Consider the following 25,307-nt stretch of genomic DNA (forward strand, 5'->3'; position numbering starts at 1 on the left):
TCATCTGAGAATGAATGTCTGCTGCCGGGTGGTGTGCTGGTGTCCGCTTATGGCGCACAGCAGCGATGATGAACGGCTTGGTTGGCCGCCGCCGCCGCCGCCGCAATCGTCGCTCAGGTCGATCGGAAGGGTTCGGACGCCCTGCGGGACTTAAGCCCCCCCGAGCGAGAAAGCACAACGATTGGCGCGTGGGTCGAACACTCGGTGAGCGCTCGGACCAAGGCCCCGCCTATGCCGCCGGACGCACCGACGACGACCGCGTTGGTCGGATGCGAGGCGGTCAAAGCGCGGCCTCCCTGTCGACGGTGGAGCCTCGGCGTCCTCGGTGAAAGATCAGACTGAGGTTGTTGGCCGGCATCACGACGCGCTCGGACAGATGCAGTTCGTGCGCTCGGCCAAGCATTTGACGACGCGCTAGTACGGCCGGCTCGTCGAGGAGTGGGTGGCGCTGATTGGCATCAACCCGGCAGGGCACGGCACGCACAGCCAGCGCCACACGAAGGTCGCGCTGATCTACCGGCGAACGTGCAACCTACGAGCCTGCCAGCTGCTGCTCGGCCATACCAAGCTTGAGAGCACGGTGTGGCCTGCCAGCCTACTCGCCCGACTTCCATCCAATCGAACTGGCCTTTGCCAACCTCAAAACCAGCTTGCGTGTACAGACCGCCCGCACGTTTGCAGACCTCGGCGAAACCATCGAACAGGACTTGAGGCGCTTCACAACGGTCGAATGCCACAACTACGTCGTAGCTGCAGGCTACGACGCATTTGACCCAACCTGATCGGATAAGGATCCAGTAAAACATTCTTTCTTCTTATCCAGATATAAATGAGAAAGATCGAACTTGGGATAATTAATTTTTACAATATGATTGTATAAAGTCTCAGCACGGTGGCCATTTCCATAGATTGCTTCCTCCCCATCACTATCGCGACGCCAACCACCGAGAGCCCGAACGCAATCCAAGGGAATGCTGGCCTCTCGCAAAGCGTCTCGGTAATTATGGCGAAAGCTGTGAAACGAGATACCATCCTGAACAAGCCCTAGCTTACCTAGAAATCTGCGCTTGTCATTAAACCACTTGGAAAATGTTCCAGACAAACTGCCTTGGGAGTCTGGCACAATTTCTGGGAATAGCCTCCTCTCCTTGCGGAGACGTTGACGTTCGACAAAATCCAAGAAACCGATGCGCTCTAGCTCAGGATGTACTGGCACGAAGCGGCGTCCAGCTTCAGTTTTTACCCGTTTTCGATCCGTTTCGTCTTCTTGTCCATCAGCCAAGTCGTTGATAAGAATGACATTGACCCCGTCATAAGATGTCACATCATCGGTTCGCAGCTGGCAGCATTCGCCCAATCGCATGCCGGTCCAGAGCGAAAGGAGAGGGACCCAGAATCGTCCGCGGCGGATTACATGAGAGCCAAGCCTGGCATAACCATCTTCATCATCGCGACATCCTCTATAAAGGGGGGCATTGAAGATAGCTTGAAGGTGATATGGAGTGAAGGAATGCCTAAGCTCCCTTTGGTTGCGCGTATCAGTGATCGCGAGGCCTTCTGCAGGATTTCGTGTCACCCGCCAAGTCTTGACGCCCCACTTAAACAAGGATGATAAATTATTGAGATAGTTATTTACGGCTGCAATACCAAGCCTTGGAAGATTTTTTTCGTCTGCCAAATTTGCCGCCTCAAGAAGGGAAAGCTTTGGAAAGCGTTGGGTCGCATTTTTGGGGAGGCGTATAATAACTGCGCGAATGCGCTCGCAATCTGTCCGATGAATACTGTTTATATCTGTGTCCGCCCCGAGAAGCTCACGCATTGCACGGAACACTGTGCGATAGGTCTTCAATGTGCCTGGGGTTCGCGTAGAGGTCGGATCGTCAAGGTAGTCTTTGATCAGTCCGTCCACTGAGCAATTAGTCACATGAGCGACCGCTGCTGGCGGTTGTGGCGTTTCACTGACATCGCCCCGATTCCGGGCTTGTAGGGCCTTCACTGCGACCTGGGATGACTTCATAAACTCATAGGCGGCCAGCTTCCACGCCGAGGTGTCAGGATTCAGCTCGACTCCGTCCGCCGTATAGACTTTCGGTAGACCGTACTCATCGTTCTCCATCTTGCCCGTTCTGAGCGCTTGCCTGACGTATTTTTCCAGGCGTTCGAGCTCATAATCGGCCTCCTGCAATTGGTCTTCAAATTCCTCAGCTTGCCCCACTCCAGGCCCGTTACGCCGCTGTTGCTCATCCTTTGCCAGCAGCTGATGAAGCCATGTACCAGCCCACCGTTCTGCCTCAGCCTTAGACACATTCACCGCCTCACCACGCAGACGGGTGCGGGCGATATTAAGTTCACAATCGAATTTGACCGAATGCACGCGGGCACGACGTTGGGCTTCTGCTCGATTCGTCGTGCCGAGCGAGATCCATTTCTGGCCGCTACGCCCCCCTGGCACCAACTCGCGCAGCTCCGTTGGAACCCACCCACGGAATGCGTAACCACCATTTTTGCGGCGAACGAGGCGGGGATCCAAGGCCATTTGACGAGCACCGACTGTAGCAGCAACCTGTAGCAGAGGTGGCAACCAAGTGTCTGATCGTCAAGGCTTCTTGCGTTTCCAGTCACTTAGCAAGGCACTGGCGGGCCGCGCCCGACGATGATGAGCACTATGTCTACGCTATAGCCCTCTAACGCCGCATATCGGGATGCCTGTCGGGAGAATGCGACGGTCTCCGTAGATGGCCGCGATGCGCTTTGATGGTAATGGGGGCTACCATTGGGCGGACCATCGAGCCTCGACGCTCATATTTTAATGTGTTAGGGTCATTAAAACGTGTGAACTGGATGTGAGGCAGACTTGTCGTATGAGGAGTTTATATCGGAACTCGGCAAGGCCGGCTTGAGCGTGCGCAAGTTTGCCGATTTGGTCGGCATGCGTCCCAATTCTGTGTCGAACAATGCAAAACGCGGCCAGGTCCCGACGCATTTGGCCGTGATCGCAGCGTTACTTTCTGAGCTGGGGGCTCACCGCATCCCAATCGACCCGATCTTCTCGCGTCTCAATCTGACCAAAAGCGCAAAGAAGCCGCGTGGAGCTTCGGCTGTCGGCAAGTTTGGAGGCGACAAGCAAGGCCGTCTTGAGTTGCTGCCATGACTCAATCGATCTCCATCACGCTTGATATGGCGCACGAAATGCTCGGATGGCCTGAGCCGAAGCAGGTGACCCATCCCCAGGGTTCAGGGGCGTCGGTCTATGCGTCGTTGGTTCATGACAAGATCGGTCGTTCCCTCGGCTCTTCCCCCGATTTTCGCAATGCACGCCTTGGTGTCCTGATGGCGGATCCCGACGCAGCGACTTCCGAACCGCCGCTCGCGATTGTCGTCGAGTTCGATCAGAGTCCAAGCGCCGACGCGCTGCGCGAGCTTCAGCGGCTATCGTGGAACTTCTCGCACTCGCCCACGCTCATCACTATTGAACCCACGACGCTGCGGGTATGGAGCTGCTGCGAAGCGCCGAACCCCGATCGTCCAATCGCCGACTATCTTGTCACCGCTCTCACCACGCTTGAGATGGCAGGAGATCAGTCGACAGATTTGCAGCGACGCGCGGCGCGCGCGCTTCATTGGGTCAACCTGGTCTCCGGTCATTTTTTCGCCATGCATGAAGGGCGGTTTGATCGGGACGGCCGCGCCGATCAGATGCTGCTCGGCAATATGCGCTATATCCGCGACGAGCTTGCCGCGCGCGGATTGGTCGATGACGACGTGTGCCACGATCTCCTTGCCAGGGTGATCTTCGTCCAGTTCCTGTTCGATCGCAAAGACCAGGACGGCAATCCGGCACTGACTGAGGCCAAGTTACATCGCCTTCACAAGGATCAGGTTCTCGAAGAGCGCCATTCTTCGTTCAGCAGTGTCCTTGCAAACTATGAAGACACCTATCGGTTGTTCGACTGGCTAAATACGAAGTTTAATGGCGACCTCTTTCCCGGCAAGGGGGACACTGCTGAGGCCCGCGCGATCGGATGGAACAAGGAACGCAGCATCGTTTCGCCGGCCCATCTTGGATTGCTCGCGGAATTTATCCGTGGTGATCTCGACATGCAGTCGAGGCAAGCTTGTCTGTGGCCGCAGTACGCCTTCGACGTGATTCCACTCGAATTCATTAGCAGTATTTACGAAACCTTCGTCACCGAACGTGCATCGCAGGATGGGATCTTTTACACCCCACCCCATATGGTCGACTTCGTGCTCGATCGCGTGCTGCCGTGGCACGGCACGGAATGGGATTTGAGGATACTTGATCCATCCTGCGGTTCCGGCATTTTCCTCGTCAAGGCCTTCCAGCGGCTGGTGCATCGTTGGAAAGCTGCAAATCCCGATCAGCCGGTGCGCGCCGAAGTGTTGCGGCGCCTGCTAGAGCGCAATATCTTTGGCGTTGACATCGATCCGCACGCCGTGCGTGTCGCTTGCTTCAGCCTCTATCTGGCGATGTGCGACGAGATCGAGCCGCGACACTACTGGACGCAGGTCAGTTTCCCGTCGATGCGCGACGTGCGTCTGATTCGGTCTGACTTCTTCAACGAAACGCACAAGGGGTTCAGTTGTGCGAGCGATGCGAATTCCTATGACCTGATCATCGGCAACGCGCCGTGGGGTGACGGCGTGATCACTGACAGGGCGCGTGAGTGGGCTTTAGATGAGCGACGCAAATGGCCGGTCACAAATAATGACATTGGTGGCCTGTTTGTGGTCAAGGCGGCCGAACTCGCAAAGGGAGACGGACGGGTCGCATTGATCCAGTCGGCGAATAGCCTGCTGTTCAACATTAGCCCGACTGCAATCGAGTTCCGACAAAAGCTGCTGCTTTCCCACCGGGTGGAGACAATCTATAATCTCTCGGCGCTGCGCTTCAGCGTCTTCAAGCGAAAGACGCATACTACCAAGACATCGGCGGCGCCGGTTTGTGTAATAGTTCTGACCAAGGCGGCGCCTGCCGCCGAGGACGTAATCGACTATATCAGCCCGAGATATCTGAAGCCGTTCGTCGACGAATTTACAGTTGTGATCGAGCCCAATGACCGGCGCGCGCTCACCGTGGCCGAGGCGGTTAGCGATCAACTGATCTGGACTCAGCTGATGTGGGGCAGCAAACGCGACATCACTCTGCTCAAACGGCTGCGAGCTTACCCTTCGCTCGCGAGCAGGGCGGATATGCTGAGTCAACAGGGCATCAAGTTTGGAGATCGCACCAAAATTGTCCCTGCTCTCAGCGAATGGCGCATTTTCAACGACACTTCTTTCCCCGATGGCGTATCCCACTACTTAGATGTCGCCGATTTTCCAAAGATGGGAAACGCGCCAATCCACTCGCGCGCATCAACGAGCGTTGCTCCCTTCGCAGCGCCACAGCTAATCGTGAAGCAAAGTTGGACCAAGCCTTCGGGACGTTTCAACGCGCGTCTGACACGAAGCGCGCATGGCGAAGGGCTACTTTGCAACGAAAGCTACTACTCCATCCACTGCGACTCAGAGGCAGTGCTTAATTCTGCGTGTTTGGTCTTCAACAGTAAGGTTGCGGTCTACATCCTGCTCCTAACAAGCGGTAGGTTTCTTTACCGTCCCAAGCCGTCAAAGGGAGAACTACTCGGCCTGCCGGTGCCGCACAGCGAAGCTGAATGGACCTACTCGCTCGATGCGCCGGACACGATTGATCGACTGAGCTTCGAGTTGTTTCAGCTCAATGAGCCCGAGCGGATATTGGTCGAGGATATGATCGACTATACATTGGGCGATTTCATCGGAAACGAGCAGTCAGTGGGCCGCCAGTCCACACTATTGGTGGGGGCCGATCCTGAAGCGCATCTACGGTCCTATTGTGAGATTTTCGCCCGCGTCCTGAAGGCAGGGTTTGGCGAGCAAAAATCGATTGCTGCGAGCATTTTCCACGTTGAAGAAGAGCACATTCCTTACCGGCTAGTTGCATTCGAGCTTGGGGGGGCGTCGATCGACAGCATCGGCGTCAAGAAAGTAGACTCTGACGAACTTCTCGGCGAATTCCGCCGACTCGATACGAGCATTCGTTCGCAAGGCGGTATTTTCAATCAACGCGTAGTTCGCATTTATGATGTCGAAGACGGGGTGCCGACAGTTTTCATCGTCAAGCCAGACCAGAAGCGTTTTTGGACGCGTAGTACCGCGCTGCAGGACGGCGACGAAGTCGCATTGGATCTCTTCCGGTTGGCTCAGACCACCGAAGAAGCACCGGAAGGCTCGCTGCATTGATAAAGGGGAGCGGCGATATCCGGTCGGCAAGAATCGTCAACCCAGACTTTGTCGTCTTAGCCCAGGCGTGGATGCAGAATCCAACGGAAGCACTGCTGGGTTTCATCTGGTCTGCATATGCAAGCATGCAGGCCGACAAACCTCAAATTGACCCGCGCGACTTGGAACGGAGCATTACACAATTGCTCGAACCGCGCGTGCGATCTTCGATGACAGGGTTTGAGCCTTTCTACATCCAGCATGGTCCCTTCGAGCGGGAGACCATGCTGCCTCCGCCCGCACAACCGCCAGAATATGATCTTGCCTTCGTCCTCAGGGCCAATGAGCAAATCATGTGGCCGATAGAAGCCAAAGTTCTCGAAACGCCGAATGCCGTCGCAAGCTATGTGTCCGACGTCACCGAGCAATTTCTGACATGCCGCTACGCTCCATTTTCCAACTCTGGCGCGATGTTAGGCTATTTGTTGAAGGGTGACGCGGACGATGCATTCGCAAAGATTGCGCAAAAGCTCGCTTGTGAACTCGATCCGGTCCCTGGGCAGGTCGAGAGAAAAAACCGCGTTTCCAGCCATTCAAGGACAGTGCCTGCCGGAAAGGCGTATCCCGCCGCCTTTTCTTGTTATCACCTCATCCTAGAGTATCCCGGTTTGACGAGAGCGAGCGTTGTGGCAGCATAACTGAGCGATGCGCTTCCCCTCAAATATATGATCCTGCGCTTATCGCCGGTCCCCTCCGCAACGAAGCGCAGTCGTAAGTATGTGACACCCCAAGGAGGGGCTGCATTAGGCAACCTTGACGCTCTGCACGCCCGCTTTGCCCAGAAGATCGTACAACGTCGCGATCTTTGTTCGGGAACCGCGCCGCGCGCAGTAGGTGAAAATAACGCGCTGCTTGGCACGAGTAAAAGCGACAAAGAACCCCGCCGTCGCCTCGATCTGATCGCCGGCAAAACTCCACCATGCGCCATCGTCCAGACCGACGAAGATGACGCTGTGATATTCGAGCCCTTTGCTCTTATGGATCGTCATCAGCGGAGTAGCATGAACGCCTTCGTAGGCGTCGAGAGCTGACGGCCAGTCGATACCGCCGGCTGAGGATGCCAGTAGATGCAAGGCGGCGGCGTCCAGCACCTTGTCGAGCCAGCCGCCCTGGCCATAGGCGGGGTGAACCGCAATTAGCCGTTCTCGGCCGATGAACGCCAGAATGTCGTCCACGATGGATCGCGCCACGGCCTTCGATTTCGGTGGACTGGAATGCGCGGCGGTCAGTTTGATCGCGTAGGCATCCAATTCGCCGGCAAGTCTCGCTTGCGCGGCCTCTTCATCCGGCGAGACACCGCGTAGGGCCGCCAACGCTTCCTGACAGTCTGTCCAGTATCGGCCAGCCCGCTTGGTCGTCGCGAGCCGCAGAATGGCGACGACGAGCTCCGATGCTTCTTCCGCCAGCAGTTCTTGCAGCATGACCGCGCCAACGGTCCCGGCTTCGTTGCGCAGGGGAATACCGGCGGCCGCGAATGCCGGTTCGAGGACAGCCGCGTAATCGACGGCCTTCTGGCGGACAAGCATAACGAAATCGCGCGGGCCGAGCTTGTGGGTCTTCATTTCGGCGGCAACGAACGCCGCCAGACGATCCGCCTCGACCTCCGGCGTCGAAAAGTCCCAGATCGCGCAACTGTCCCCGGCGATCGTGCCCGCCGTTTTCGATACCGGCGCCACGGCGCGGGCGTCCAACGCCTGCGCAAGGACATGCTGGATACGCACCAGCTCTGGCGACGACCGATAGTTGTTATAGAGCGGCGTCCGTTTCCCGCCGAAATCGGCGTCGAACGCGGTGAAAGGATCATCCATCGCCATCGCCCAGCGCATGATCTGCTGCTTGTTGTCACCCACAGCCGTGATCACCGTCTCAGTGCCGAGAAAGACGGTTCGAACCAGATCATATTGGATCTGCGTCGTGTCCTGAAATTCGTCCATAAACAGGTGAGAATAGGTCAGTCGAAGCGCGTCACGCGCCATCGGATTGACCCGCAACAGGAGTTCGGCGAGCCGCCCGATCATGGGGAACGACAGGATGCTCTTCTTGCCTTCGTGAAGCGAGGTTTGCCAGAAGCGGTCCGCGGCCCATTGGCCCGGCGTCGGCTTTGGCCAACCGTCCACCGGGAGCGGCGACCCAACAAGATGACGGCGCTCGAATGTCTTCACCGCTATCGCCTGGAGGTCGGCATAGGTGCCAACTGATGCAGGAGGCGTGCCGACCGTCTGATACAGAAAATCGCGGTAATCACGATCATTGGGGAACATGATGTCGTAATCGGGCCGTGGCCGCCAGCGTTCGGGCAGCGCCTGACCAAAGCGGTCAATAAGCCCTTTCGCAAAGGCGTCGAAGGTCATCGAGTCGAAGCGCCCGGCATGATTGCGATGGCAGCGCTGACGGACGCGCGCAGCGAGGTTGGTCGCGGCGTCCCGCTTGAAGCTGATCGCGAGAATACGCCTTGGCGCGGGCGCGGCGCCTGTCTGAAGGAGATAGGCGGCGCGTTGCGCCAGCAATTCCGTCTTGCCCGCGCCGGGGCCGGCGATGACGGATCGATTGTCTGTCGAGCGAACCACCTTCAACGCATTCGCTTCGAGCGCTTCCACGCCCACCGGCTTCCAATCATCGGGGCGTACCCGTCGCGACAGCACCGCCATGGCTAATCCCGCCGCAACGACTTGGCGATGTGCTTGAGGACCTCGGCCAGAACCGGAGGCATGTTCTCGGCCAGATCCTTTTTCTTGATGTGGGTCAGAGCTGCGAGATGCGTTGCAGGCTTGCTGTTGGTGAGGAAGTGATAACGGTAGGCTGGCAGAAGCGCCGGATAGTCCTTGAACGGACCGGTGTAGAGCGTGAGCCCCGGTCCCGCTGTCCCGAGCACCACTTCCGCCGCTTTGTCGGCGGCCATCTTCGGACCGCCACCCTTTGGGATGATCGCCTTATAGGCGTCCGGGAAGGCTTCGAGCATAGCCAGATCGAGGTCCAGAGGCGCTGAAAAGTAGACGCCATGCGGCTTCAGGCAATTGATCCACCCTTGCAAAATCTTGCGATCTTCCGGGTCCTGCCAAGTGTGCATAGCCGCAAATCTTTCGTCGGACAGCACACCCTCATCAAGTTTCAGCAGCGTTGCTTTTGGCACGCCGAACTCGATGAGCTTCTCGATCGCCGTCTTCACGCGACCAAAGCCACCGCCGTCGCGACCCAGATCGAGATCGAGAAGGGTCGCGTGCGGGATGCCGAGATGTTTCAGCAATCGCCAGAAATGCTGCACATGCCGCCCGCCCAAGGGCACGATGGCGACGAAGGCAGGATCGATCAGGAGATCGAGCGCATCGGCCAAGGGTGGCAGGACGATCCGTTCCGAGTCGCCTTCGACCAGCAGGACGAACCGGGCGAAGTAGAGTTCAGGATAGGCGAGCATCGCGCCACGGACGAACTTGGACGCCTCGTCAATGCCCGGCGGAATCTTGATTTTCTTGACCGTCGAGACCCGCGTCTTCGGGTCGCACCGGCAGTAGCGGACCTCTCGCGGATTGACGCGGCTCAGCACCGCTGGCGAATGGCTGGTGACGATCGCCTGCGCGCCGCCAGCGTCGGTCAGCGACCGGACCTGACGGATGATGCGCGCGAGGAAGTATGGGGAGAGATGGTTTTCCGGCTCTTCCAGCGCGAACAGCGTGAGCGCCGGGATACGCAGGGTATCGTCACGGAAGCCGTTCACGGTGCCGGCGACAACTTCGCGCTCCAGATCGAACACTGCCGCAGCCAACGCGAAATAGAACAGCGATTGCTGCCCGTCGCTCAGGGCGTCGAGACCGCGTTCCTGGCCGTCCGGTCCCTGCTCGAAAATGACGGCGATCTTGCTGATGACGTCCTCGAACCGGCGACTTACCAGGCTGAGCCGGGGTTTCGTATCGACAACATCGTCGTGAAGCCCGGACCAGCGCGCCTGCAAGGCTTTGCCGATTGCGGCGATGGCCGACTCGCCCTCGAAAGCTGTCGCCAGGCTTTCGGTGGCTTCCTGAACGGCCTCTTCTGTTTCGGACGACCATTCGATAGCTCGCAGCAGGCGCGCAGCGAGCGCACCCGTCGTCGCCTTGATCTGCGCCGCAGCGTCCCGGCTTGCGGGTGTGTAATAGAGTTGGATCAGGCCGCGATCCGCTGCCGACACCGGATGGCGCTTGTCCTCGGCCGGCTCGTCATCGAGCGTATCGACCCAGAACAGCTCCTGCGAAACCTCACCCTCGACCGTCCCGTCATCTTCCCATCGTGCTTCAAGACGCAGGCGGCAGACCGGCGATTTGCCCTCCCGTTCGATCTGCATGTGCCGGAACGAGGGCGCGATCGTCTCCGGCGTCGCGGTGCCATCGGCTAACTCCGGCAAACCGATCAACACGTCGATGAACAGATCCTTGGGTTCACGATCGTCGGGATCATCGCCGGCACCCAGGTGGAAATCCGAACGCTGCACGGTGCGCTGCGTCCGCGACACGCCGAACAGTTTCGACAATGCATGGAGCAGCGCGGTCTTGCCCGCCGCGTTCGGGCCGACGACCGCCGTGATCTCGGGCGAGATCGGCACCGTGATCGGATCAGGACCGAAACAGCGGAAGCCGGACAGGGTTACAGAGTCAATACGCACAGGCTTCCTTCCGTCAGGCGGCAGTGGGGAGCGGATCGGTGCCCTCGCTCAGGATGGCGAGATACCCCCGGTAACTGAAAACGCGGCCGCGCTTGCGGCCCGTGACTTCCTCGACGATGCCGAACCGCTCCAAATCGGCGAGCGCCGCATTGACCGTGGGGGCCGAAAGGCCCGTCTGGTGGACGAGCTGGTTGGCCGTCAGATAGGGATTCTGCTGAAACAGATCGTGGATGCGCAACGCCGAGCCGGCCCGATCGCTCTCCATCGTGATGCGCTCGCGGTCTTCCTTGAACAGCTCGACGATCCGGGTGGCTGCGTCAAACGCCTGATTAGCGGTGTCCGCGACGCCCGTGAGAAAGAAGTCCAGCCAGGCTTCCCACGCGCCATGCTCGCGCACCTCCTGAAGCAGGCGGTAATAGTCGGCACGATGGGTTTTGAGATAGAGGCTCAGATAGAGCAGCGGCTTGCGCAGCACGCCGTTGACGCAGAGATACAGCGTGACCAGCAAGCGGCCGATCCTGCCGTTGCCGTCCAGGAACGGGTGGATGGTCTCGAATTGAACGTGCAGCAGGCCGGCCTTGATGAGGGCGGGAAGACGCGAGCCTTCCTCGTGCATGAAACGCTCCAGCGCATCGAGGCAGGCATCCATTTCAGTCGGTGGCGGCGGCACGAAGAGCGCATTGCCGGGGCGTGTCCCACCGATCCAGTTCTGCGAACCCCGGAACTCGCCGGGGCTTTTCGTGCCGCCGCGTCCGCTTTGCAGCAGGCGCGCGTGCATCTCACGGATCAGACGCAGCGACAGCGGCAGGTCTTCCAGCCGCTCCAGCCCGTACATCATAGCGTCGACGTAGTTCGAGACTTCGCGGATATCGTCGATCGGCTGACCGGCCTGTGCCTCGGTCTCGAAGCGAAGCAGGTCCGAAAGGGTCGATTGTGTACCCTCGATCTGGGACGAGAGGACCGCTTCCTTCCTCACATACATATAGAGAAACAGCTCCTGACGCGGGAGCAGCATGGTAATGCCGTCCAGACGCCCCAACGCTCGCTCCGCCAGGCTCAGCCGTTCCAGCAGAGCGAGCACGTCGATCGACGGCTCTGGCGGCAACGGCGGCGGCACGAAGGCGCGCACCATCTCGCCCGCAACGGGCGTTTCGACGAAGCGGCCTAGCCGGAGATTGGGCGCGGGTTCGGACATGAGCTGAATATGATGCCGCAGCCTTATTTAAGCAATAGGCGCTTGGCTTAAATAGGAAATGAGCTAAGGTAAGCGCTCTTAAATAAGGGGCGATGTCACCATGGGCGGGTACACGCAGCGGGTCCGAGACAGTATTCTTCCGCTTTCAGTGGCCGGAACCCTGCCGACTGCTTTTGGCGAATGGTCCTTTACCGAGAATACGGTCGATCACGAACAGCCCATCGAAACCTGCGAACTCTGCGGCCAGCAGGATCTTCGCTACCATTTCGAGATCGCCAATCAATATACCGACTCGAAGCTCTGGGTCGGCTCCCACTGCATACTTCAGTTCGACGTGGCCGTCCTTGAGAAGGGTCGGCGTCTGTCGCCGACAGAGGCGAAACGACACCTCACCAAACTGACCCAGCAGATGCAGTTGGAATCCTGCATCCGCACCCTTGAGCAGCTTGCGACGAAAGAGAGCAACCCCATCCTGTCGGGAGCACTCGATTACTATCGCAAGAACAAGAAGCTCACGCCTAAATATGCCGCCGTCGTGTTCTGGAAGCTCCAGGCGTTCAACGTCGATCACCACCCGTCGTTCTTTCAGGTCGAGCTTCGTCGCGCGCAGCACGTCGAGGATCTTCGACAGATGCCGACCGCGCGCGTCCATCGCTTCTGGAGCGCATTGACGACGGCGCAGCGTCGCAAGGCTGTTGAACTGGGTCACGCGCCACCAGAGGGATAAACCGCGGCGATCAGGATGCACGGTTTTCTGGCATCTCGGTTTTACACATCCTGATCCGGCTTTTTTCTCCCGGCTCCCGCTGACGCTCACGCCGAGCGAGTTGCTTGGGGGCGCCGCCCCCTGGCGCGGGCAAGGGTGAAGCGCGGCAAGCCGCGCCGACCGGGGTGGTCTCCCCGACCTTCCGCGCGGATGCGATGTTCAGCACATCCGTCATTACGGACATCCGCTTGTGCAGGCCGGGTGATCCCCCTCCACCCCGGCCGCCCTGGCTCTTGCACCCCCCGGTCTCGCCGACGGGCAGGGTTTCAGCGCGGCGCTTCGCTGCGCGAAACCCAAGCCCATGAGGAGCAAGACCATGACGACCATCGCCAATGATACGACCGCCACCCCCGCCATTTTCACCGGCACGGAGGTGTTCATCCCGCTCAACAAGCTCAAGAAGCATCCGAACAACGCCCGCAAGACGCCGCACAGCGAAGCGTCCATCGAGGCGAAGGCGGCGAGCATCCACGCCAAGGGCATCCTGCAGAACCTCGTGGTGGAGCCGGAGCTAGACACGGACGGAGCTGCGACCGGCTTCTATCTCGTCAGCATCGGCGAAGGCCGCAGGCTGGCGCAGTTGCTGCGCGTGAAGCGCAAGCAGATCAAGAAGACCGAACCCATCCGCTGCGTCATCGACACCGTGAACGACGCCAGCGAAATCAGTCTGGACGAGAACGTCACCCGCGAAGACCTTTCGCCCGCCGACCAGTTCGAGCGTTTCCGCGAGCTTGCCGAAACGCGCGGTTGGGGCGCGGAGGAAATCGCCGCCCGCTTCGGCGTGAGCGCCCATGTCGTGCGCCAGCGGATGCGTCTCGGCGCGGTCAGCCCCAGGCTGATGCAGGTCTATCGCGATGGGGATTTGACTCTGGAGCAGTTGATGGCCTTCGCCATCGTGGACGATCCGGCGCGGCAGGAGCAGGTTTACGAGAACTTGTCGTGGAACAAGGACCCTTCCACCATCCGGCGCGACCTGACCCGGATGCACATCGCGGCGACGGAACGGCGGGCGGTCTTCGTCGGCGCGGAAGTCTATATCGAAGCCGGTGGCGTGATCCTGCGTGACCTGTTCACCGAGGATCGCGGCGGCTTCTATGAGGATGCCGGTTTGCTCGACCGGCTGGTGATCGAGAAGCTGGACGGGATCGCTGACACCATAAAGGCCGGGGAAGGCTGGAAATGGGCGTCTGTCCATATCGACTATCCGCACGGCAACGGCTTGCGCCGCACCTATCCGCATCTGATGGCCTTGTCGGAGGAAGACGAAGCAGCCTATGCCGCTGCGCAAGGCGAATATGACGCCCTGTCCGAGCAGTATGACAGCGCCGAGGAACTGCCCGATGACGTGGATAGGCGGTTCGGGGAGCTTGAAGCCGAGATCGAGCGCATCGACGCCTTGCGTCACGCCTATGATGCGGACGACATCGCCCGTGGCGGTGTGTTCGTCATCCTTTCTCATGACGGGGAAGCCCGCATCGAGCGCGGCTTCATCCGCGCCGAGGATGAGTTCCCTGAAACCGAAGAAGGTCAGGACGGTGAAGGCGGCAGCGTGATCGACAGCGTTCGCGTCAACGGCGATGGCGAGATCATCGAAGACGGCGACCGGGACGAGGACGGCAATGCCGTTTCCGCGATCGAGACCGAGGAAGATACGGGGGATGCGGGCAAGCCGCTGTCGGACCTTCTCATCCGTGACCTGACCTCGCACCGGACGCTGGGCCTTCGCCTTGCTCTGGGCGAGCAGCCGGACATGGCGCTGATCGCCGTCACCCACGCGCTGGCGGCGCAGACCTTCTATCGGGGGGTGGATGCCGCCTGCCTCGAAATCCGCCCAACGAGCAGCTACCTTGCTTCCCACGCGGACGGCATCGAGGACACGGCGGCGGGCAAGGCGCTGGCGGATCGTCATGCCGGTTGGGCGGCGGATATGCCGCGTGATGTTGCCGACCTGTGGGGCTTCATCGCCGGTCTGGACCATGCCAGCATCATGGCGCTGTTCGCCCATTGCGCCTCGCTCACCGTCAATGCGGTCAAGCAGCCGTGGGAGCGCAAGCCCCACGCCCATGCGACGGCGGACAAGCTGGCGACGGCGGTGGCGCTCGACATGACGGCGCACTGGACGCCGACCGTGCGAGCCTATCTCGGTCGCGTCACCAAGGCGCATATCCTCGCCGTCGTGCGCGAGGCCGTCAGCGACGAGGCGGCGGAGCGGATCGCGGGCTTGAAGAAGACGGACATGGCGGATGCCGCCGAGCAGTTTCTGGCCGGAACAGGATGGCTACCCGCCGCCCTACGGACGGCGCGGCTCGCGTGGCTGGACGAGCCGCAGCAGGACGGTGACGCCTTCCAGATCGCCGCCGAGTGAGGACCGGGCCGGGATCGCGCGAGCGGTCCCGGCCTTCCTTCCGTCCATCACGCCAAAAAAAATCGGTCGCCCGGGGATCGACCCCGCGCGACCGATCCGATGCCCTTCGCGGTCATCGGGTTAAGGAGGATCGTTCGATGATCGTACTCATGTTGATGACCGTCGCGCTGGTCGCCGGTCTCTCTACCCTGGCCTATACGCTCGCCGTCTATGCGCTACCCTTCATGATGGGCATCGAGGCGGCGAAATGGGCCTATGTTTCCGGCTCCGGCCTGATCGGCGCGGGCCTCGTCGGTCTCGTCGCCGGGGCCGCAGCCTATGGCTTGCTGGTAATCGCCTTCGCATCCCTGCGCTCGCCGGTCCTGTGCGCGATTGTGGCGCTGGTCTTCGCCGCGCCCGCCGCGGTCGCGGGCTACGCCCTCGTCCACGGCGTCACGGGCGACGTGCCGTCCGAGGTCTGGCGGGAGATATTCTGCATCATGGGTGGCGGGTTCGGCGGCGGTTCGGCGCTGATGCGGTTGGTCCGTAAGATTCCGTATCAATTGTGACCGTGGATTGGTCAGGCAGGATCAGAGGTGCCTGACTTTCAAAGTGCCGTCCCATTTGCTGTTCAGATATTCGCAGACGAGCCGCCGATGGCAATGATGGGGCTTGTCCTCGGAACACAGCAGACATCCGCCTTCGAACATTTCGGGTTTGAACCTGTCCTCGATCTTGCGCTGCGCCATCAGCCGCATGAACGAATTCTCGTAGATACCCCAGTCGCCTTTGTCCCGCTTGAAGGCTTTCAGGATGTCGTCGGTCGGGGCGAGAAGCGGCTGATGCACATATTGCGCGCCGCAGATCGTCTTCACGAAAAAAGCGAGGTCATCGGCTTTCGCGAAACCCGCGAGCTGCGACGTATTGTGGAGCCGGACGTCGATCACCTTTTTCACGCTCGCGCTCTTCAGCCGGTCGAAAAATTTGGCGGCCGTGGTCTTGGTGAAGCCGATCGTCGTTAAATCCACACCGCTCAAATCATCTACTCCGCCGCCGCCGGTTTTCGCGCGCTGGTTTCTCGCTCGGAAAACGCGACTTTCATTGCTCTATCCCGATAAGCTGCGGCAAGTCGCTTTGCGGGCGGTTCGAAGAGATCGATATCGCTCTTGCCCGCCATGTCCATCAGCCTGTCCTCAATCTGCCGATGATCGACGATCTGACCTCCGCTCAGAATATGGCGGACAGCCACCCCGCGCTCTTGCAACGCCCGGCCCACCAGAAGGCAGCGATGGCAATCGAGCGGATCATGCTCCGAACACATCATGGCGATGCGATACTTCTTCGCCCCGTCGATGACACGCTCCAGTCCTCGCGCGAAGTCGGGCGTCTCAGCCATTTTCTCGTAATCGGCCACGCCGTCGCAAAAGAATCGTTTGCCTTTCGGACGCCCACCCAGTTCTTCACCGAGAAAGACATAGGCAACGTCGTCCTGGCGCAGCTCGTCGCGCAGGGTATCCCTATTGAAGTGCGGGAAGTGCCGCGAAAACGGTGCAGTCCTGACATCAGCGACCGCCGTGACCGACGCCTGACGCAGCAGCGCGAGGAAACGCTCATAGGGCAGTGTCGAATGCCCGATCGTCAGAACCTCTACAGCCGCATCCGCCAACCCAGCCTCCTTCATGCTACGACCGTTCGTCCGACACGATCTCCATTTTCAGCGCGTCGCGATCATATCAATGATGCACCTGCGCGACCAGCAATCTTCGCGCGCAATATAGACTTTTCCGACTATGCGAATTGCTCGTGTAGTATGCGATGGTCACAGGAAATACATACCGTTGACTTGGGCATAGCAACTATTCGGCATCGCCGCGAACGGACGACACAAGCCAAGGCGAACATGAATGCTCTGGCTTGCGGCGGCATCGGCCTCCAATGCAGCTACCCCTCCCGCGAGGAACCGGCTTCTCGCGGCATCGGCGGGCACGGAGAAGTCATATTCGACGCCAGCCTGGTCGATGAGCGCGCGGAGCCGCCGTTTTCCAGGGGATGGATTGTCCTCGTAGAAGGATATCGACCCTGGCTGGATCAAGATGGCGTCGAGTGAGCCGGTCTGCATACCGGCGACCACATGGGCTTTGCCCGAATAGGCTCGATGCAAATGGCCGCCAAAGGCCTGGTCGATCGACGCTGATACACCAGCCGCGACGGCGTGTGCGATCTGCGCGGCAGTCATCTGACCAAGGACCGCGCTGTTGTTGCCGGCAATTACAACGCGATCCTCGGTCGCATGGGGGAACGGGAAATTCGCTGGTGGTGTCGCTGCATCGAATCGAACGCGATTGCCGACAGCGAAGAACTTGCCCGGCCCGGCGTGCTGATCCGTCCAGAATCGCGATGCTTCCGCGACGGCGTTCGCGGTCGGCGGCTCCGGGCGGATCATGCCGCCATTGTTCAAGTCCCACCCTGCGACGCAGAACAGATCACCGTATCGCGTGACATCCGTTATTATTAGTTCGTAAGTCGGCATTGATCTGAGCCTTTCCCCCTATTTGCTATAATCTGTGCTGTTCAGGGTGGCTTTGCAAGTATAGCGAGCGAAGGAGTGGCGTTGCCCTGCGGGCCGCGCTTTCGGCTGCGCCGGAACCACGCCACAGGCGCGTTTCCGCCATTCGGCTTCAATCGCTAACGCGAAGAGCGGCAGTGGATGGCCGTTCCGATGATGAGGCCCCGCTCGGGCGAGCCGGGCTTCTAGAGATATCCGGCCACAGTAGCAGCGGCGGGACCATGAGGGCGGGTCTCCGTTCTCGGCATCGACACCCTCGGCCGGGTAGCGCGTTGGGAAGCTCAAATCGCCAGTTGGCGAGAACGGTCATGTTGCTCAGCAGGTGATCGTCTCCAGCTTGCCAATGCCGGCGCTTCGAAGAGGATGAAGATCGGGAAGCAACCACGTCTGCTCGTGGACCATGGACTGGCCGTGCCGTCGAAGGTCAGGGGCAGGTTGACCCGACCGACAGTTGTCCACCGTTCTCATGTCTGGCGCGGAGGCCGACCGCCACCAATATCATGTCCCTCTGATTTCCCTGTCAGCCACACCCACGGCGTCCTCGAATGGATTGGGTCTGACCGAAGACCGGCTGCGCCTCGCTCGGCTTCCCGCAACGGCCGTCGCCAGCTTTTTTCCGCCGCCTTCGGCTTTGCATCGCGAAGCAAAAAAGCCGTCGCCCTCCGCCTTCCACTGCGTTGCAGCCCTACGGGTGCGGGGCCGCGTCCCCGGTCGCACGACCACCATCGAGGCCGCGATAGGCGCGGCCGGATGCGAAAAGGAACATGACAATGGCGACCATCGGCACCTTCACCAAGAACGAAAACGGCGCGGGCTTCACCGGCGCGGTCAAGACCCTGACCCTCAACGTCAAGGCCAAGTTCGTCCCCACCGAGGGCGAAAGCGAGCGCGGCCCTGACTTCCGCATCTTCGCAGGGGCCACCGAGTTCGGCGCGGCCTGGAAGAAGACCGCCCGCGAGACGCAGCGCGAATATCTCTCCGTCAAGCTGGACGATCCGAGCTTCCCGGCACCGATCTACGCCAGCCTGGTCGAGGGCGAGGACGGCGAAGCCCATAACCTCATCTGGTCCCGCCGCAACGGCGACTGAAGCCGGACAACTCCAGAAGCCCCGCTCGCCCGAGCGGGGCTTTGTCATGATCGTCGCCACCCCTGCCTCAGTAGGCGAAGAAAGGATCGTTCTTTTGATGGGCGCGGCAGGTCTCGATTTTCGTCGACTTGGTCCAACGAGCGTCACGGGGCTTCTTTATGTCGGAGCGGACGAAGACATCAGCCATCTGGGTGATGACGCGCTTTTCGAGAACGATCTTGCGGCCAAGATTCTTCTCCGCTGAGGTTTGCGCCCGTTCGAAAGCAGCCTTTGCGGCCTTTTTGTCAGGAAACACGCCCCAGATCGTCGTATTGGTCAGGCGCGCAAGATCGTCGCCCCGATCGTACACATAAACGAGGCCTTCGATCTCCGCACATTCGACAAACTCTCTGTACTGCGACGGCGCGCCGACCTTGAAATCATAGGTTACGAGATAGTCCGCCAAAGTATTTACCTCCCCATATCGTCGCCTTGCATGTGGGTATGCGCGTGCCCAAAGCCAACCTGCCGCCTGTCAGGCGATACGGCGATCAGGATGGACGGTTTTCAGGTTCTACGGCCTTGCACATCCCGATCGGATTTCCGTGCCCGGCGCCCGCAGGCGCTCATGCCGGGCGGGTCTGGCTAGGGGCGCTGCCCCCGCGCGGTGCAAGGGATCGCTGGCGCTCGTCCGGGCCGGTGTCCCCGGCCTTCCTCCACGTCGTTCCTCCGTTCCGTGCAGGCCGGGCGATCCCCCTCCGGCCCGGCCGCCCTTGCACCTTGCTACCCCGGTCTCGGCGACGGCCAGGGTTGCAGCGCAGCGCTGCGCTCCAACCCAGACCCACGGAGACAGATCATGTATCATCAACTCGCCACCCGGTTCGGCCGCAACAGCCACCAGATCAGCGGGCGCGAAGCCCTCGACAACGAAGCCCTTTACCGACACGTCCCGTCCGTGTTCGCCCGCGAGGCTCATGACAGCCGGTCGGACCGCTATGTGTACGTCCCCACCATCGAGATCGTGGAGGGGCTGCGCAAGGAAGGATGGTTTCCGTTCTTCGCCGTGCAGTCGGTGCCGCGCGACGGCAGCCGGCACAGCCACGCCAAGCATATGCTGCGCCTGCGCCGCGATGACGGCATCGGCAAGCCCGAGGCGGCGGAAGTCATCATCGTCAACAGCCATGACGGGACGTCGGCCTATCAGATGTTCGCCGGAATGCTGCGCTTTGTCTGCACCAACAGCATGATCGCGGGCGAGCGCTTCGAGGAAGTCCGCGTCCCTCACAAGGGCGGCATACAGGATCAGATCATCGAGGGAGTCTATACGGTCGCCGAGGACTTCCCCCGCCTGATCGATGCGACGGAGACGATGAAGGAGACCCGCCTGTCGCAGGACGAGCGGCACGTATTGGCCGAGGCCAGCCTTGTCGCCCGCTATGGCGAGGAGGAAAGCCCCGTTCGCCCCGATCAGATCATCGCCCCGCGCCGCCGCGAGGATGTCGGGCAAAGCCTGTGGAGCACGTTCAACGTCATTCAGGAGAACATGATACGCGGCGGGCTGGACGGTCGCCGCACCAATGCCGAGGGCCGTATCCGCCGCAGCCAGACCCGCCCCATCAACGGCATCGACCAGAATGTCGGGCTGAACCGTGCGCTGTGGACGCTGGCCGAAGGCATGCAGCGCCTGAAACGCGGATGATCGTAGAGCCGTGCAGCCGGGTTTCCGGTTGCACGGCTTTGCTCTTGCACGGCTATCCGATTTTCCGCCGATCCGTGGACCCGGATCGGCGGCGCAGCCGTGTCGATGCCACGGCCGCCGCTCGCCGGGCTGCACCCGGCTCGCCAAAACACGTCCGCAATGTTAAGCAATGATTCACCAATATTGATCGCATTGCGCGATCTACATATCCCGTAACTCTGGCTTCAGAGTATATCCAAAGTTGTGGACACTTCGTCTTTCCAGCGCTGATCCCATGCTGGAAGAAAAGAGGTGACGCCATGCCGAGTTCCGATTGGCGCGCGCCGGCCGCCTATGGACATGCACACAGCATTCCTGCCGCCGGCTTCGCTTGGGAATATCTCCGTCGCGACGACGAGTATCGCCGCGACTTCCATCGCCTGAAGCAGAAACCCCGCCACGACACCCACGCGCAGACCGCCTTCACCAACCGATGGGGGTTGCGATTTCGCGGCGGACCCGGACCAGCCCGCCGATCGCGCATCTCTCTTCTGGACGCATGCGCTTCAGCCTGACGCCTTCTGGCTCCAGCCATCGAGCGATCCGCCCGACAACTTTGCCATGCCCATCGTGCTGCCGAGGCTTCCGGGCGTCGCGGCGCGATCGGCCGTCGATGGCACCTGGCACGGCCTCTGGCGCGGATCGGGCGGGGAGCATCGCTTCTGGCTCGCGAACGCTCCGCCCGAAGGTCCGACAAGCTTCGTCGTCATCCTGCCGCTCGACACCCTGTTCGAGTTACGCGCCGAAGCGGCGTTGCGCTTCTGGCTGGCGCTGGCCGGACGCCCGCCCGGCGACCGGCGGCACGACCTTCCATCGCAGACCCGCGACCGGCACATCCTGATTCTGCGCGCCCTCGACGCAAAGCTGGCCGGGGCCAGCTATCGCGTCATCGCCGAGGCGCTGCTCGGCTTTCGCGGTCGGTCGAAGAACGATTGGGAGGTCAGCCCCTTGAAGAACAAGGTCCGCCGCCTCGTTGCGGACGGCCTGTTCTACATGCGCGGCGGCTATCGCGAGCTGCTCCACTATCCCGTCCGGGTGCCACGCCGCCGCTGAGGAGCGGCGTGGCCTTGGCTTGAGCCGGCCCCTCCGGGGTGCCGGATCGTCACCCCTTTGATTCCGGCATCGGGTGCCGAGTTCGCACCCCCCTGATTCCGGCACGCTGCAAGCCGCCGATCCTCCGCCACGGTTCGCCATAGCCCGCTGTCGCCCCCGACAGCCGCCGAACCCGACCCGGAGGCATTTCCATGATCGACCCGAAGACGGGGCTGCCGCCCCGATTCCTGCGCACGCCCGATGCGGCCCGCTTTCTCGGCATCTCGCTACGAACGCTGGAGAAGCACCGCACCTACGGCACCGGCCCGACCTATCGCAAGATCGGCGGGCGCGTTGTCTATGCGCTGGAGGACCTGCAAGCCTGGACGGCGGTCGCCGCCCGCAAATCCACCACCGACAAGGACGCCGAACGGGTCTTTCCGGCACGGCCTCTGACGCCCGCCGAACGGGGCGCACGCTGAATGTCGGGCGGTTCCTCCCCTGACGCCGGACGGCGTACGCAACGCCTTGCCGGCAGTGAACGGGCGCGGCTCGATCCCTTCGTCGTCGCGACGGGCGATGCCAGCCCGCGCGATCAACGCGACCTGATGGAGCGGCCGTTCTTCTCGCTATCGAAGACGCCGCGCACCAGACCCATCCTCTACAAGGCCGCCGACATCGAGGTGCAGGTGCTCGGTATGCCCGAGCACGGCATGGCGACCATCTGGGACGCCGACGTGCTGATCTGGGCGGCGAGCCAGATCGTCGAGGCCGAAAACCACGGCCTGCGCACGTCGCGCTTCTTCCGCTTCACGCCGTACCAGCTCCTGCGCGGTATCGGCCGCGATACCGGCAATCGCCAGTACCAGTTGCTGAAGGCCTCGCTGGCGAGGCTCCAGTCCACCGTCGTCGCCACCACCATCCGCAACGGTGTCCATTGGCGACGGCGGCAATTCTCCTGGATCAACGAGTGGGAGGAGATGACCACCCATGACGGCCGCGTCGAAGGCATGGAGTTCGTCCTGCCCGAATGGTTCTACAACGGCGTCGTCGATCGCTCGCTGGTCCTGACCATCGACCCGGATTACTTCCGCCTGACCGGCGGCATCGAACGCTGGCTCTATCGCGTCGCCCGCAAGCACGCCGGCCGTCAGGCCCATGGCTGGCTGTTCGAGATCGCCCATCTCCACGAAAAGTCCGGCAGCCTCGCGCGGATTTCCGACTTTGCGCTCGACCTCCGGCGCATCGCCGCCCGCCAGCCGCTGCCCGGATACCGCCTCGACATCTGGCGTGAAGGACGGCGCGAACTCCTGCAAATCCGGCCCGTCGAACAATTCACAGTGCCTGTGGATAAGGCTGTGGAAGCCATCGGTACATCAGGCGCAAACGGTATCGGTACATCAGGCGCAGCCCTATCGGCACATCAGGCGCACGGACCGCAGTTAAACCTTTGGCTCGAAACGCGGAATCCGACTGCTAACTTAGAGTCTAATAGAGAATCTAACTCTTTATCTTTGACGCGCGCGGGCGCGAACCATGGTGCCGGTGCCGTCAATGGTGCCTCGAAACGTGGACTGGCTCAGGATTCCGCGAGCACGCGAACCATCATTCGCCCGAACCGGGGGCGGCCATGATCGTCGCCTTGCTCAATCAGAAGGGCGGTGTCGGCAAGACGACGCTGGCCCTGCATCTCGCCGGCGAATGGGCGAGGACTGGCAGCCGTGTCACGCTGATCGACGCGGACCCGCAAGGCTCTGCGCTGGACTGGTCGCAGCAGCGGGCGCGTGAGGGTTGCCCACGGCTGTTCGGCACCGTCGGCCTGGCCCGCGATACGCTGCACAGGGAAGCGCCCGAGCTGGCCCGCGACATCGATCATATCGTCATCGACGGCCCGCCGCGCGTCGCCGGCCTGATGCGCTCGGCACTACTCGCTGCCGACCTGGTGCTGATCCCGGTGCAGCCGTCGCCGTTCGACGGCTGGGCCTCCGCCGAGATGCTGGCGCTGCTGACGGAAGCCCGCATCTACCGGCCCGAGCTGGCCGCTCGGTTCGTGCTCAACCGTTGCGGTGCGCGCACCGTCATCGCCCGCGAGACGGCCGAGACGCTGGCCGATCACGATCCGCCCTTGCTCGCCGCTACCATCGGCCAGCGCGTCGTCTTCGCCGATGCCGCGCAGTCAGGCCGGCTGGCATCGGAGATCGACGCCGACAGTCCGGCCGCGCGCGAGATCGCCGCGCTGGCCGCCGAGATCGGCCGCCTCAACATCGGAAGGATCGCGCCATGAGCGAGCGATCCCCGAAACGCGGCTTCGCGGCGCGTCCCGCCGATCCCGAAAGCTGGATCAAGGCGACCGAAACGCCACCGGCCCGCACCGGCGATGCCGCTGCGTTCACCGCCCGGCTGACGATCGACATCACGCCGGAGCTGCGCGGCCGGATCAAGATCGTCGCCTTCCAGCGCGGCGTCACCGTCGCCGACATGCTGCGCGATCTGCTCGCGCGCGAATTCCCCGCCACCGAAGGAGATACCCCATGACCGGCAACGCGGCTCCCCGCGTGCGCGGCGGCCCCGTGCCGTCAGCGCTTCAGTCCGACGAACTGACCCATGTCGAGCTGACGCATATCGAGAAGAAGATCGAGCACTGGGTTCGCTTCGGTCCGCTCGCGGCAGAAACCGTCATCGACCGGCGGCGGCGCATCTTCGCATTCCGGCCCGGTGCGATCTTCGCCTTCGTCCGCTGGGCGTCCAACGACTTCGGCACGATCATCTCGCGCATCGACATCGTGCGCGCCGTGGAGCCGCACGAACCCTATCAGACGCTGCCCTTCGTGCGGCCCGGCGGCGACATCCTGCTCAAGATCGACGGCTGGCCGAAGGTCGAACAGGTGCTCCGCCACATCGACGCCATCCAGGCGATCGGCATCGATCCGGAGGATGTTTCGCCCGACCATTGGCGCCACGTCCACAACCGGCTCACCGCCGGTTACGAGCCGCGCGCCTACAGCGCCGACCAGCACCGGGCGTTCCTTCTGCGCCGGAGCGTCGCGCCATGACCCGCTTCGGTTATGTGATGGTGACGTACTTTTCGATCATGGGCGTCGCCATCGCGTCCTTTATCCCGACGCCGACCCGACTGGTCTGGAACGTCTCCGCCAGCGCGCCGATCGGCCTCTACGCCATCGATCCGCCCGAAGACCTGACCGTCACCGATCTGGTCGCGATCGATCCGCCCGAGCCGCTCGCCGACTTCATGGTGGAGCGCGGCTATATCGGCCGCGGTGTACCGCTCTTGAAGCGCGTCATGGGGCTGCCAAAGCAAGAGGTCTGCCGAATCCGCCGCACGATCACGGTCGATGGCGTCGAGCTTGGCGCGGCGCTCGACCGCGACCGCTCGGGCCGCGACCTGCCGGTCTGGCAGGGCTGCCGCCGCATCGCCGGGGACGAGATCTTCCTGATGAACCGGCAAGTCCGCGACAGCCTCGACGGTCGTTACTTCGGTCCGATCCCGATCAGCACCGTCATCGGCCGCGCGACGCCGATCTACACCGACGAGGCCGGCGATGGTCGCTTCGTCTGGCGCGCCGCGACGCGCTGACCGCCACGTTTCCGGCGGGCGCGCTGCTCGCTGGCTTCCACCCAACCCCC

At 61.6% G+C, this 25,307-nt stretch carries 24 protein-coding genes and 2 pseudogenes; 18 read left to right on the plus strand and 8 right to left on the minus strand.

Going from position 1 to position 25,307, the window contains the following annotated elements:
• Positions 1–388: 388 nt before the first annotated feature.
• A pseudogene (locus tag FPV16_RS15670) lies at positions 389–583 on the plus strand (integrase); the annotation flags it as partial.
• 4 nt (positions 584–587) lie between these two features.
• Positions 588–782: pseudogene (locus tag FPV16_RS15675) on the plus strand (IS630 family transposase); the annotation flags it as partial.
• Here the strand turns inward: FPV16_RS15675 and FPV16_RS15680 are convergent.
• Positions 758–2,536: a site-specific integrase gene (locus FPV16_RS15680; RefSeq protein WP_227439325.1), complete on the minus strand. Its 1,779-nt coding sequence runs from the start codon at positions 2,534–2,536 to the stop codon at positions 758–760. The pseudogene FPV16_RS15675 and the gene FPV16_RS15680 overlap by 25 nt on opposite strands.
• Before the next feature lie 318 nt (positions 2,537–2,854).
• Between FPV16_RS15680 and FPV16_RS15685 the strand changes: the two genes are divergently transcribed.
• From FPV16_RS15685 to FPV16_RS15695, 3 genes are read left to right on the plus strand one after another with little or no spacing between them, the layout of a single operon-like run.
• Complete coding sequence (locus FPV16_RS15685) at positions 2,855–3,151, plus strand: XRE family transcriptional regulator (RefSeq protein WP_169575355.1); 297 nt, start codon at positions 2,855–2,857, stop codon at positions 3,149–3,151.
• The gene (locus FPV16_RS15690) at positions 3,148–6,282 is read left to right on the plus strand and encodes a class I SAM-dependent DNA methyltransferase (RefSeq protein ID WP_227439326.1); all 3,135 of its coding nucleotides are present in this window, start codon (positions 3,148–3,150) and stop codon (positions 6,280–6,282) included. The genes FPV16_RS15685 and FPV16_RS15690 overlap by 4 nt, the downstream gene beginning before the upstream one ends.
• Positions 6,279–6,959 carry a hypothetical protein gene (locus FPV16_RS15695; protein WP_227439327.1) on the plus strand — a complete coding sequence of 227 codons (681 nt, stop codon included), beginning with the start codon at positions 6,279–6,281 and terminating at the stop codon, positions 6,957–6,959. The genes FPV16_RS15690 and FPV16_RS15695 overlap by 4 nt, the downstream gene beginning before the upstream one ends.
• Before the next feature lie 105 nt (positions 6,960–7,064).
• Here FPV16_RS15695 and FPV16_RS15700 read toward each other — a convergent pair whose 3' ends face one another.
• From FPV16_RS15700 to FPV16_RS15710, 3 genes are read right to left on the minus strand one after another with little or no spacing between them, the layout of a single operon-like run.
• On the minus strand, positions 7,065–8,969 hold the full coding sequence (locus tag FPV16_RS15700; RefSeq protein ID WP_227439328.1) for a UvrD-helicase domain-containing protein: 1,905 nt from the start codon (positions 8,967–8,969) through the stop codon (positions 7,065–7,067).
• 2 nt (positions 8,970–8,971) lie between these two features.
• Positions 8,972–10,954 (minus strand): ATP-dependent nuclease, encoded by a 1,983-nt coding sequence (locus tag FPV16_RS15705; protein WP_227439329.1) that lies wholly within the window; start codon positions 10,952–10,954, stop codon positions 8,972–8,974.
• A 13-nt stretch (positions 10,955–10,967) separates the two neighbouring features.
• Complete coding sequence (locus FPV16_RS15710; protein WP_227439330.1) at positions 10,968–12,149, minus strand: Fic family protein; 1,182 nt, start codon at positions 12,147–12,149, stop codon at positions 10,968–10,970.
• Positions 12,150–12,249: 100 nt separating this feature from the next.
• Here FPV16_RS15710 and FPV16_RS15715 point away from each other — a divergent pair, with 100 nt between their 5' ends.
• The 3 genes from FPV16_RS15715 to FPV16_RS15725 all read left to right on the plus strand — a co-directional run bounded on the left by FPV16_RS15715 (position 12,250) and on the right by FPV16_RS15725 (position 15,828).
• A complete protein-coding gene (locus tag FPV16_RS15715) occupies positions 12,250–12,876 on the plus strand; it encodes a hypothetical protein (RefSeq protein WP_227439331.1) in 627 nt (208 codons plus the stop codon).
• A 355-nt stretch (positions 12,877–13,231) separates the two neighbouring features.
• Positions 13,232–15,280, plus strand: coding sequence for a ParB/RepB/Spo0J family partition protein (locus FPV16_RS15720; protein WP_227439332.1), 2,049 nt, complete (start codon positions 13,232–13,234; stop codon positions 15,278–15,280).
• A gap of 137 nt (positions 15,281–15,417) precedes the next feature.
• A complete protein-coding gene (locus FPV16_RS15725; protein WP_227439333.1) occupies positions 15,418–15,828 on the plus strand; it encodes a hypothetical protein in 411 nt (136 codons plus the stop codon).
• Between the two features lie 21 nt (positions 15,829–15,849).
• On the opposite strand, the gene FPV16_RS15730 is transcribed toward FPV16_RS15725, so the two are convergent.
• From FPV16_RS15730 to FPV16_RS15740, 3 genes are all read right to left on the minus strand, one after another.
• Entirely contained in the window at positions 15,850–16,287 is a 438-nt protein-coding gene (locus FPV16_RS15730; RefSeq protein ID WP_227439373.1) for a DUF488 family protein, read from the minus strand.
• Positions 16,288–16,301: 14 nt separating this feature from the next.
• Complete coding sequence (locus FPV16_RS15735; protein WP_183195496.1) at positions 16,302–16,940, minus strand: DUF488 family protein; 639 nt, start codon at positions 16,938–16,940, stop codon at positions 16,302–16,304.
• Positions 16,941–17,078: 138 nt separating this feature from the next.
• The gene (locus FPV16_RS15740) at positions 17,079–17,789 is read right to left on the minus strand and encodes a dual OB domain-containing protein (protein ID WP_227439334.1); all 711 of its coding nucleotides are present in this window, start codon (positions 17,787–17,789) and stop codon (positions 17,079–17,081) included.
• 806 nt (positions 17,790–18,595) lie between these two features.
• Here FPV16_RS15740 and FPV16_RS15745 point away from each other — a divergent pair.
• A complete protein-coding gene (locus FPV16_RS15745) occupies positions 18,596–18,913 on the plus strand; it encodes a DUF736 domain-containing protein (RefSeq protein ID WP_227439335.1) in 318 nt (105 codons plus the stop codon).
• Positions 18,914–18,980: 67 nt separating this feature from the next.
• On the opposite strand, the gene FPV16_RS15750 is transcribed toward FPV16_RS15745, so the two are convergent.
• Positions 18,981–19,358 carry a hypothetical protein gene (locus tag FPV16_RS15750; protein ID WP_227439336.1) on the minus strand — a complete coding sequence of 126 codons (378 nt, stop codon included), beginning with the start codon at positions 19,356–19,358 and terminating at the stop codon, positions 18,981–18,983.
• 390 nt (positions 19,359–19,748) lie between these two features.
• On the opposite strand from FPV16_RS15750, the gene FPV16_RS15755 reads away from it, so the two are divergent.
• The 9 genes from FPV16_RS15755 to FPV16_RS15795 all read left to right on the plus strand — a co-directional run bounded on the left by FPV16_RS15755 (position 19,749) and on the right by FPV16_RS15795 (position 25,257).
• Positions 19,749–20,591, plus strand: a complete 843-nt coding sequence (locus FPV16_RS15755; RefSeq protein WP_227439337.1) for a DUF932 domain-containing protein — start codon at positions 19,749–19,751, stop codon at positions 20,589–20,591.
• A 299-nt stretch (positions 20,592–20,890) separates the two neighbouring features.
• On the plus strand, positions 20,891–21,145 hold the full coding sequence (locus tag FPV16_RS15760; protein ID WP_227439338.1) for a transcriptional regulator domain-containing protein: 255 nt from the start codon (positions 20,891–20,893) through the stop codon (positions 21,143–21,145).
• Between the two features lie 46 nt (positions 21,146–21,191).
• A complete protein-coding gene (locus tag FPV16_RS15765) occupies positions 21,192–21,683 on the plus strand; it encodes a DUF2285 domain-containing protein (RefSeq protein ID WP_227439339.1) in 492 nt (163 codons plus the stop codon).
• Positions 21,684–21,874: 191 nt separating this feature from the next.
• Positions 21,875–22,144 carry a helix-turn-helix transcriptional regulator gene (locus FPV16_RS15770; protein ID WP_113866491.1) on the plus strand — a complete coding sequence of 90 codons (270 nt, stop codon included), beginning with the start codon at positions 21,875–21,877 and terminating at the stop codon, positions 22,142–22,144.
• Positions 22,145–23,296, plus strand: coding sequence for a replication initiator protein A (locus tag FPV16_RS15775; protein ID WP_227439340.1), 1,152 nt, complete (start codon positions 22,145–22,147; stop codon positions 23,294–23,296).
• On the plus strand, positions 23,293–23,946 hold the full coding sequence (gene parA / locus FPV16_RS15780; protein ID WP_227439341.1) for a ParA family partition ATPase: 654 nt from the start codon (positions 23,293–23,295) through the stop codon (positions 23,944–23,946). Before FPV16_RS15775 ends, parA begins: the two co-directional genes overlap by 4 nt.
• Positions 23,943–24,197, plus strand: coding sequence for a hypothetical protein (locus FPV16_RS15785; protein WP_227439342.1), 255 nt, complete (start codon positions 23,943–23,945; stop codon positions 24,195–24,197). Before parA ends, FPV16_RS15785 begins: the two co-directional genes overlap by 4 nt.
• On the plus strand, positions 24,194–24,715 hold the full coding sequence (locus tag FPV16_RS15790; RefSeq protein ID WP_227439343.1) for a DUF2840 domain-containing protein: 522 nt from the start codon (positions 24,194–24,196) through the stop codon (positions 24,713–24,715). Before FPV16_RS15785 ends, FPV16_RS15790 begins: the two co-directional genes overlap by 4 nt.
• Positions 24,712–25,257: a S26 family signal peptidase gene (locus FPV16_RS15795; RefSeq protein ID WP_227439344.1), complete on the plus strand. Its 546-nt coding sequence runs from the start codon at positions 24,712–24,714 to the stop codon at positions 25,255–25,257. Before FPV16_RS15790 ends, FPV16_RS15795 begins: the two co-directional genes overlap by 4 nt.
• The last annotated feature ends 50 nt before the right edge of the window (positions 25,258–25,307 follow it).

Source organism: Methylobacterium sp. W2 (assembly GCF_020662345.1).
Classification (GTDB): domain Bacteria; phylum Pseudomonadota; class Alphaproteobacteria; order Rhizobiales; family Beijerinckiaceae; genus Methylobacterium.

Coding starts and splice junctions, on each gene's coding strand:
- FPV16_RS15680 (WP_227439325.1), bottom strand. CDS start 2,536: ATGGCCTTGGATCCCCGCCTCGTTCGCCGCAAAAATGGTGGTTACGCA.
- FPV16_RS15690 (WP_227439326.1), top strand. CDS start 3,148: ATGACTCAATCGATCTCCATCACGCTTGATATGGCGCACGAAATGCTC.
- FPV16_RS15700 (WP_227439328.1), bottom strand. CDS start 8,969: ATGGCGGTGCTGTCGCGACGGGTACGCCCCGATGATTGGAAGCCGGTG.
- FPV16_RS15710 (WP_227439330.1), bottom strand. CDS start 12,149: ATGTCCGAACCCGCGCCCAATCTCCGGCTAGGCCGCTTCGTCGAAACG.
- FPV16_RS15715 (WP_227439331.1), top strand. CDS start 12,250: ATGGGCGGGTACACGCAGCGGGTCCGAGACAGTATTCTTCCGCTTTCA.
- FPV16_RS15720 (WP_227439332.1), top strand. CDS start 13,232: ATGACGACCATCGCCAATGATACGACCGCCACCCCCGCCATTTTCACC.
- FPV16_RS15725 (WP_227439333.1), top strand. CDS start 15,418: ATGATCGTACTCATGTTGATGACCGTCGCGCTGGTCGCCGGTCTCTCT.
- FPV16_RS15735 (WP_183195496.1), bottom strand. CDS start 16,940: ATGAAGGAGGCTGGGTTGGCGGATGCGGCTGTAGAGGTTCTGACGATC.
- FPV16_RS15740 (WP_227439334.1), bottom strand. CDS start 17,789: ATGCCGACTTACGAACTAATAATAACGGATGTCACGCGATACGGTGAT.
- FPV16_RS15745 (WP_227439335.1), top strand. CDS start 18,596: ATGGCGACCATCGGCACCTTCACCAAGAACGAAAACGGCGCGGGCTTC.
- FPV16_RS15755 (WP_227439337.1), top strand. CDS start 19,749: ATGTATCATCAACTCGCCACCCGGTTCGGCCGCAACAGCCACCAGATC.
- FPV16_RS15760 (WP_227439338.1), top strand. CDS start 20,891: ATGCCGAGTTCCGATTGGCGCGCGCCGGCCGCCTATGGACATGCACAC.
- FPV16_RS15765 (WP_227439339.1), top strand. CDS start 21,192: ATGCCCATCGTGCTGCCGAGGCTTCCGGGCGTCGCGGCGCGATCGGCC.
- FPV16_RS15770 (WP_113866491.1), top strand. CDS start 21,875: ATGATCGACCCGAAGACGGGGCTGCCGCCCCGATTCCTGCGCACGCCC.
- FPV16_RS15775 (WP_227439340.1), top strand. CDS start 22,145: ATGTCGGGCGGTTCCTCCCCTGACGCCGGACGGCGTACGCAACGCCTT.
- parA (WP_227439341.1), top strand. CDS start 23,293: ATGATCGTCGCCTTGCTCAATCAGAAGGGCGGTGTCGGCAAGACGACG.
- FPV16_RS15785 (WP_227439342.1), top strand. CDS start 23,943: ATGAGCGAGCGATCCCCGAAACGCGGCTTCGCGGCGCGTCCCGCCGAT.
- FPV16_RS15790 (WP_227439343.1), top strand. CDS start 24,194: ATGACCGGCAACGCGGCTCCCCGCGTGCGCGGCGGCCCCGTGCCGTCA.
- FPV16_RS15795 (WP_227439344.1), top strand. CDS start 24,712: ATGACCCGCTTCGGTTATGTGATGGTGACGTACTTTTCGATCATGGGC.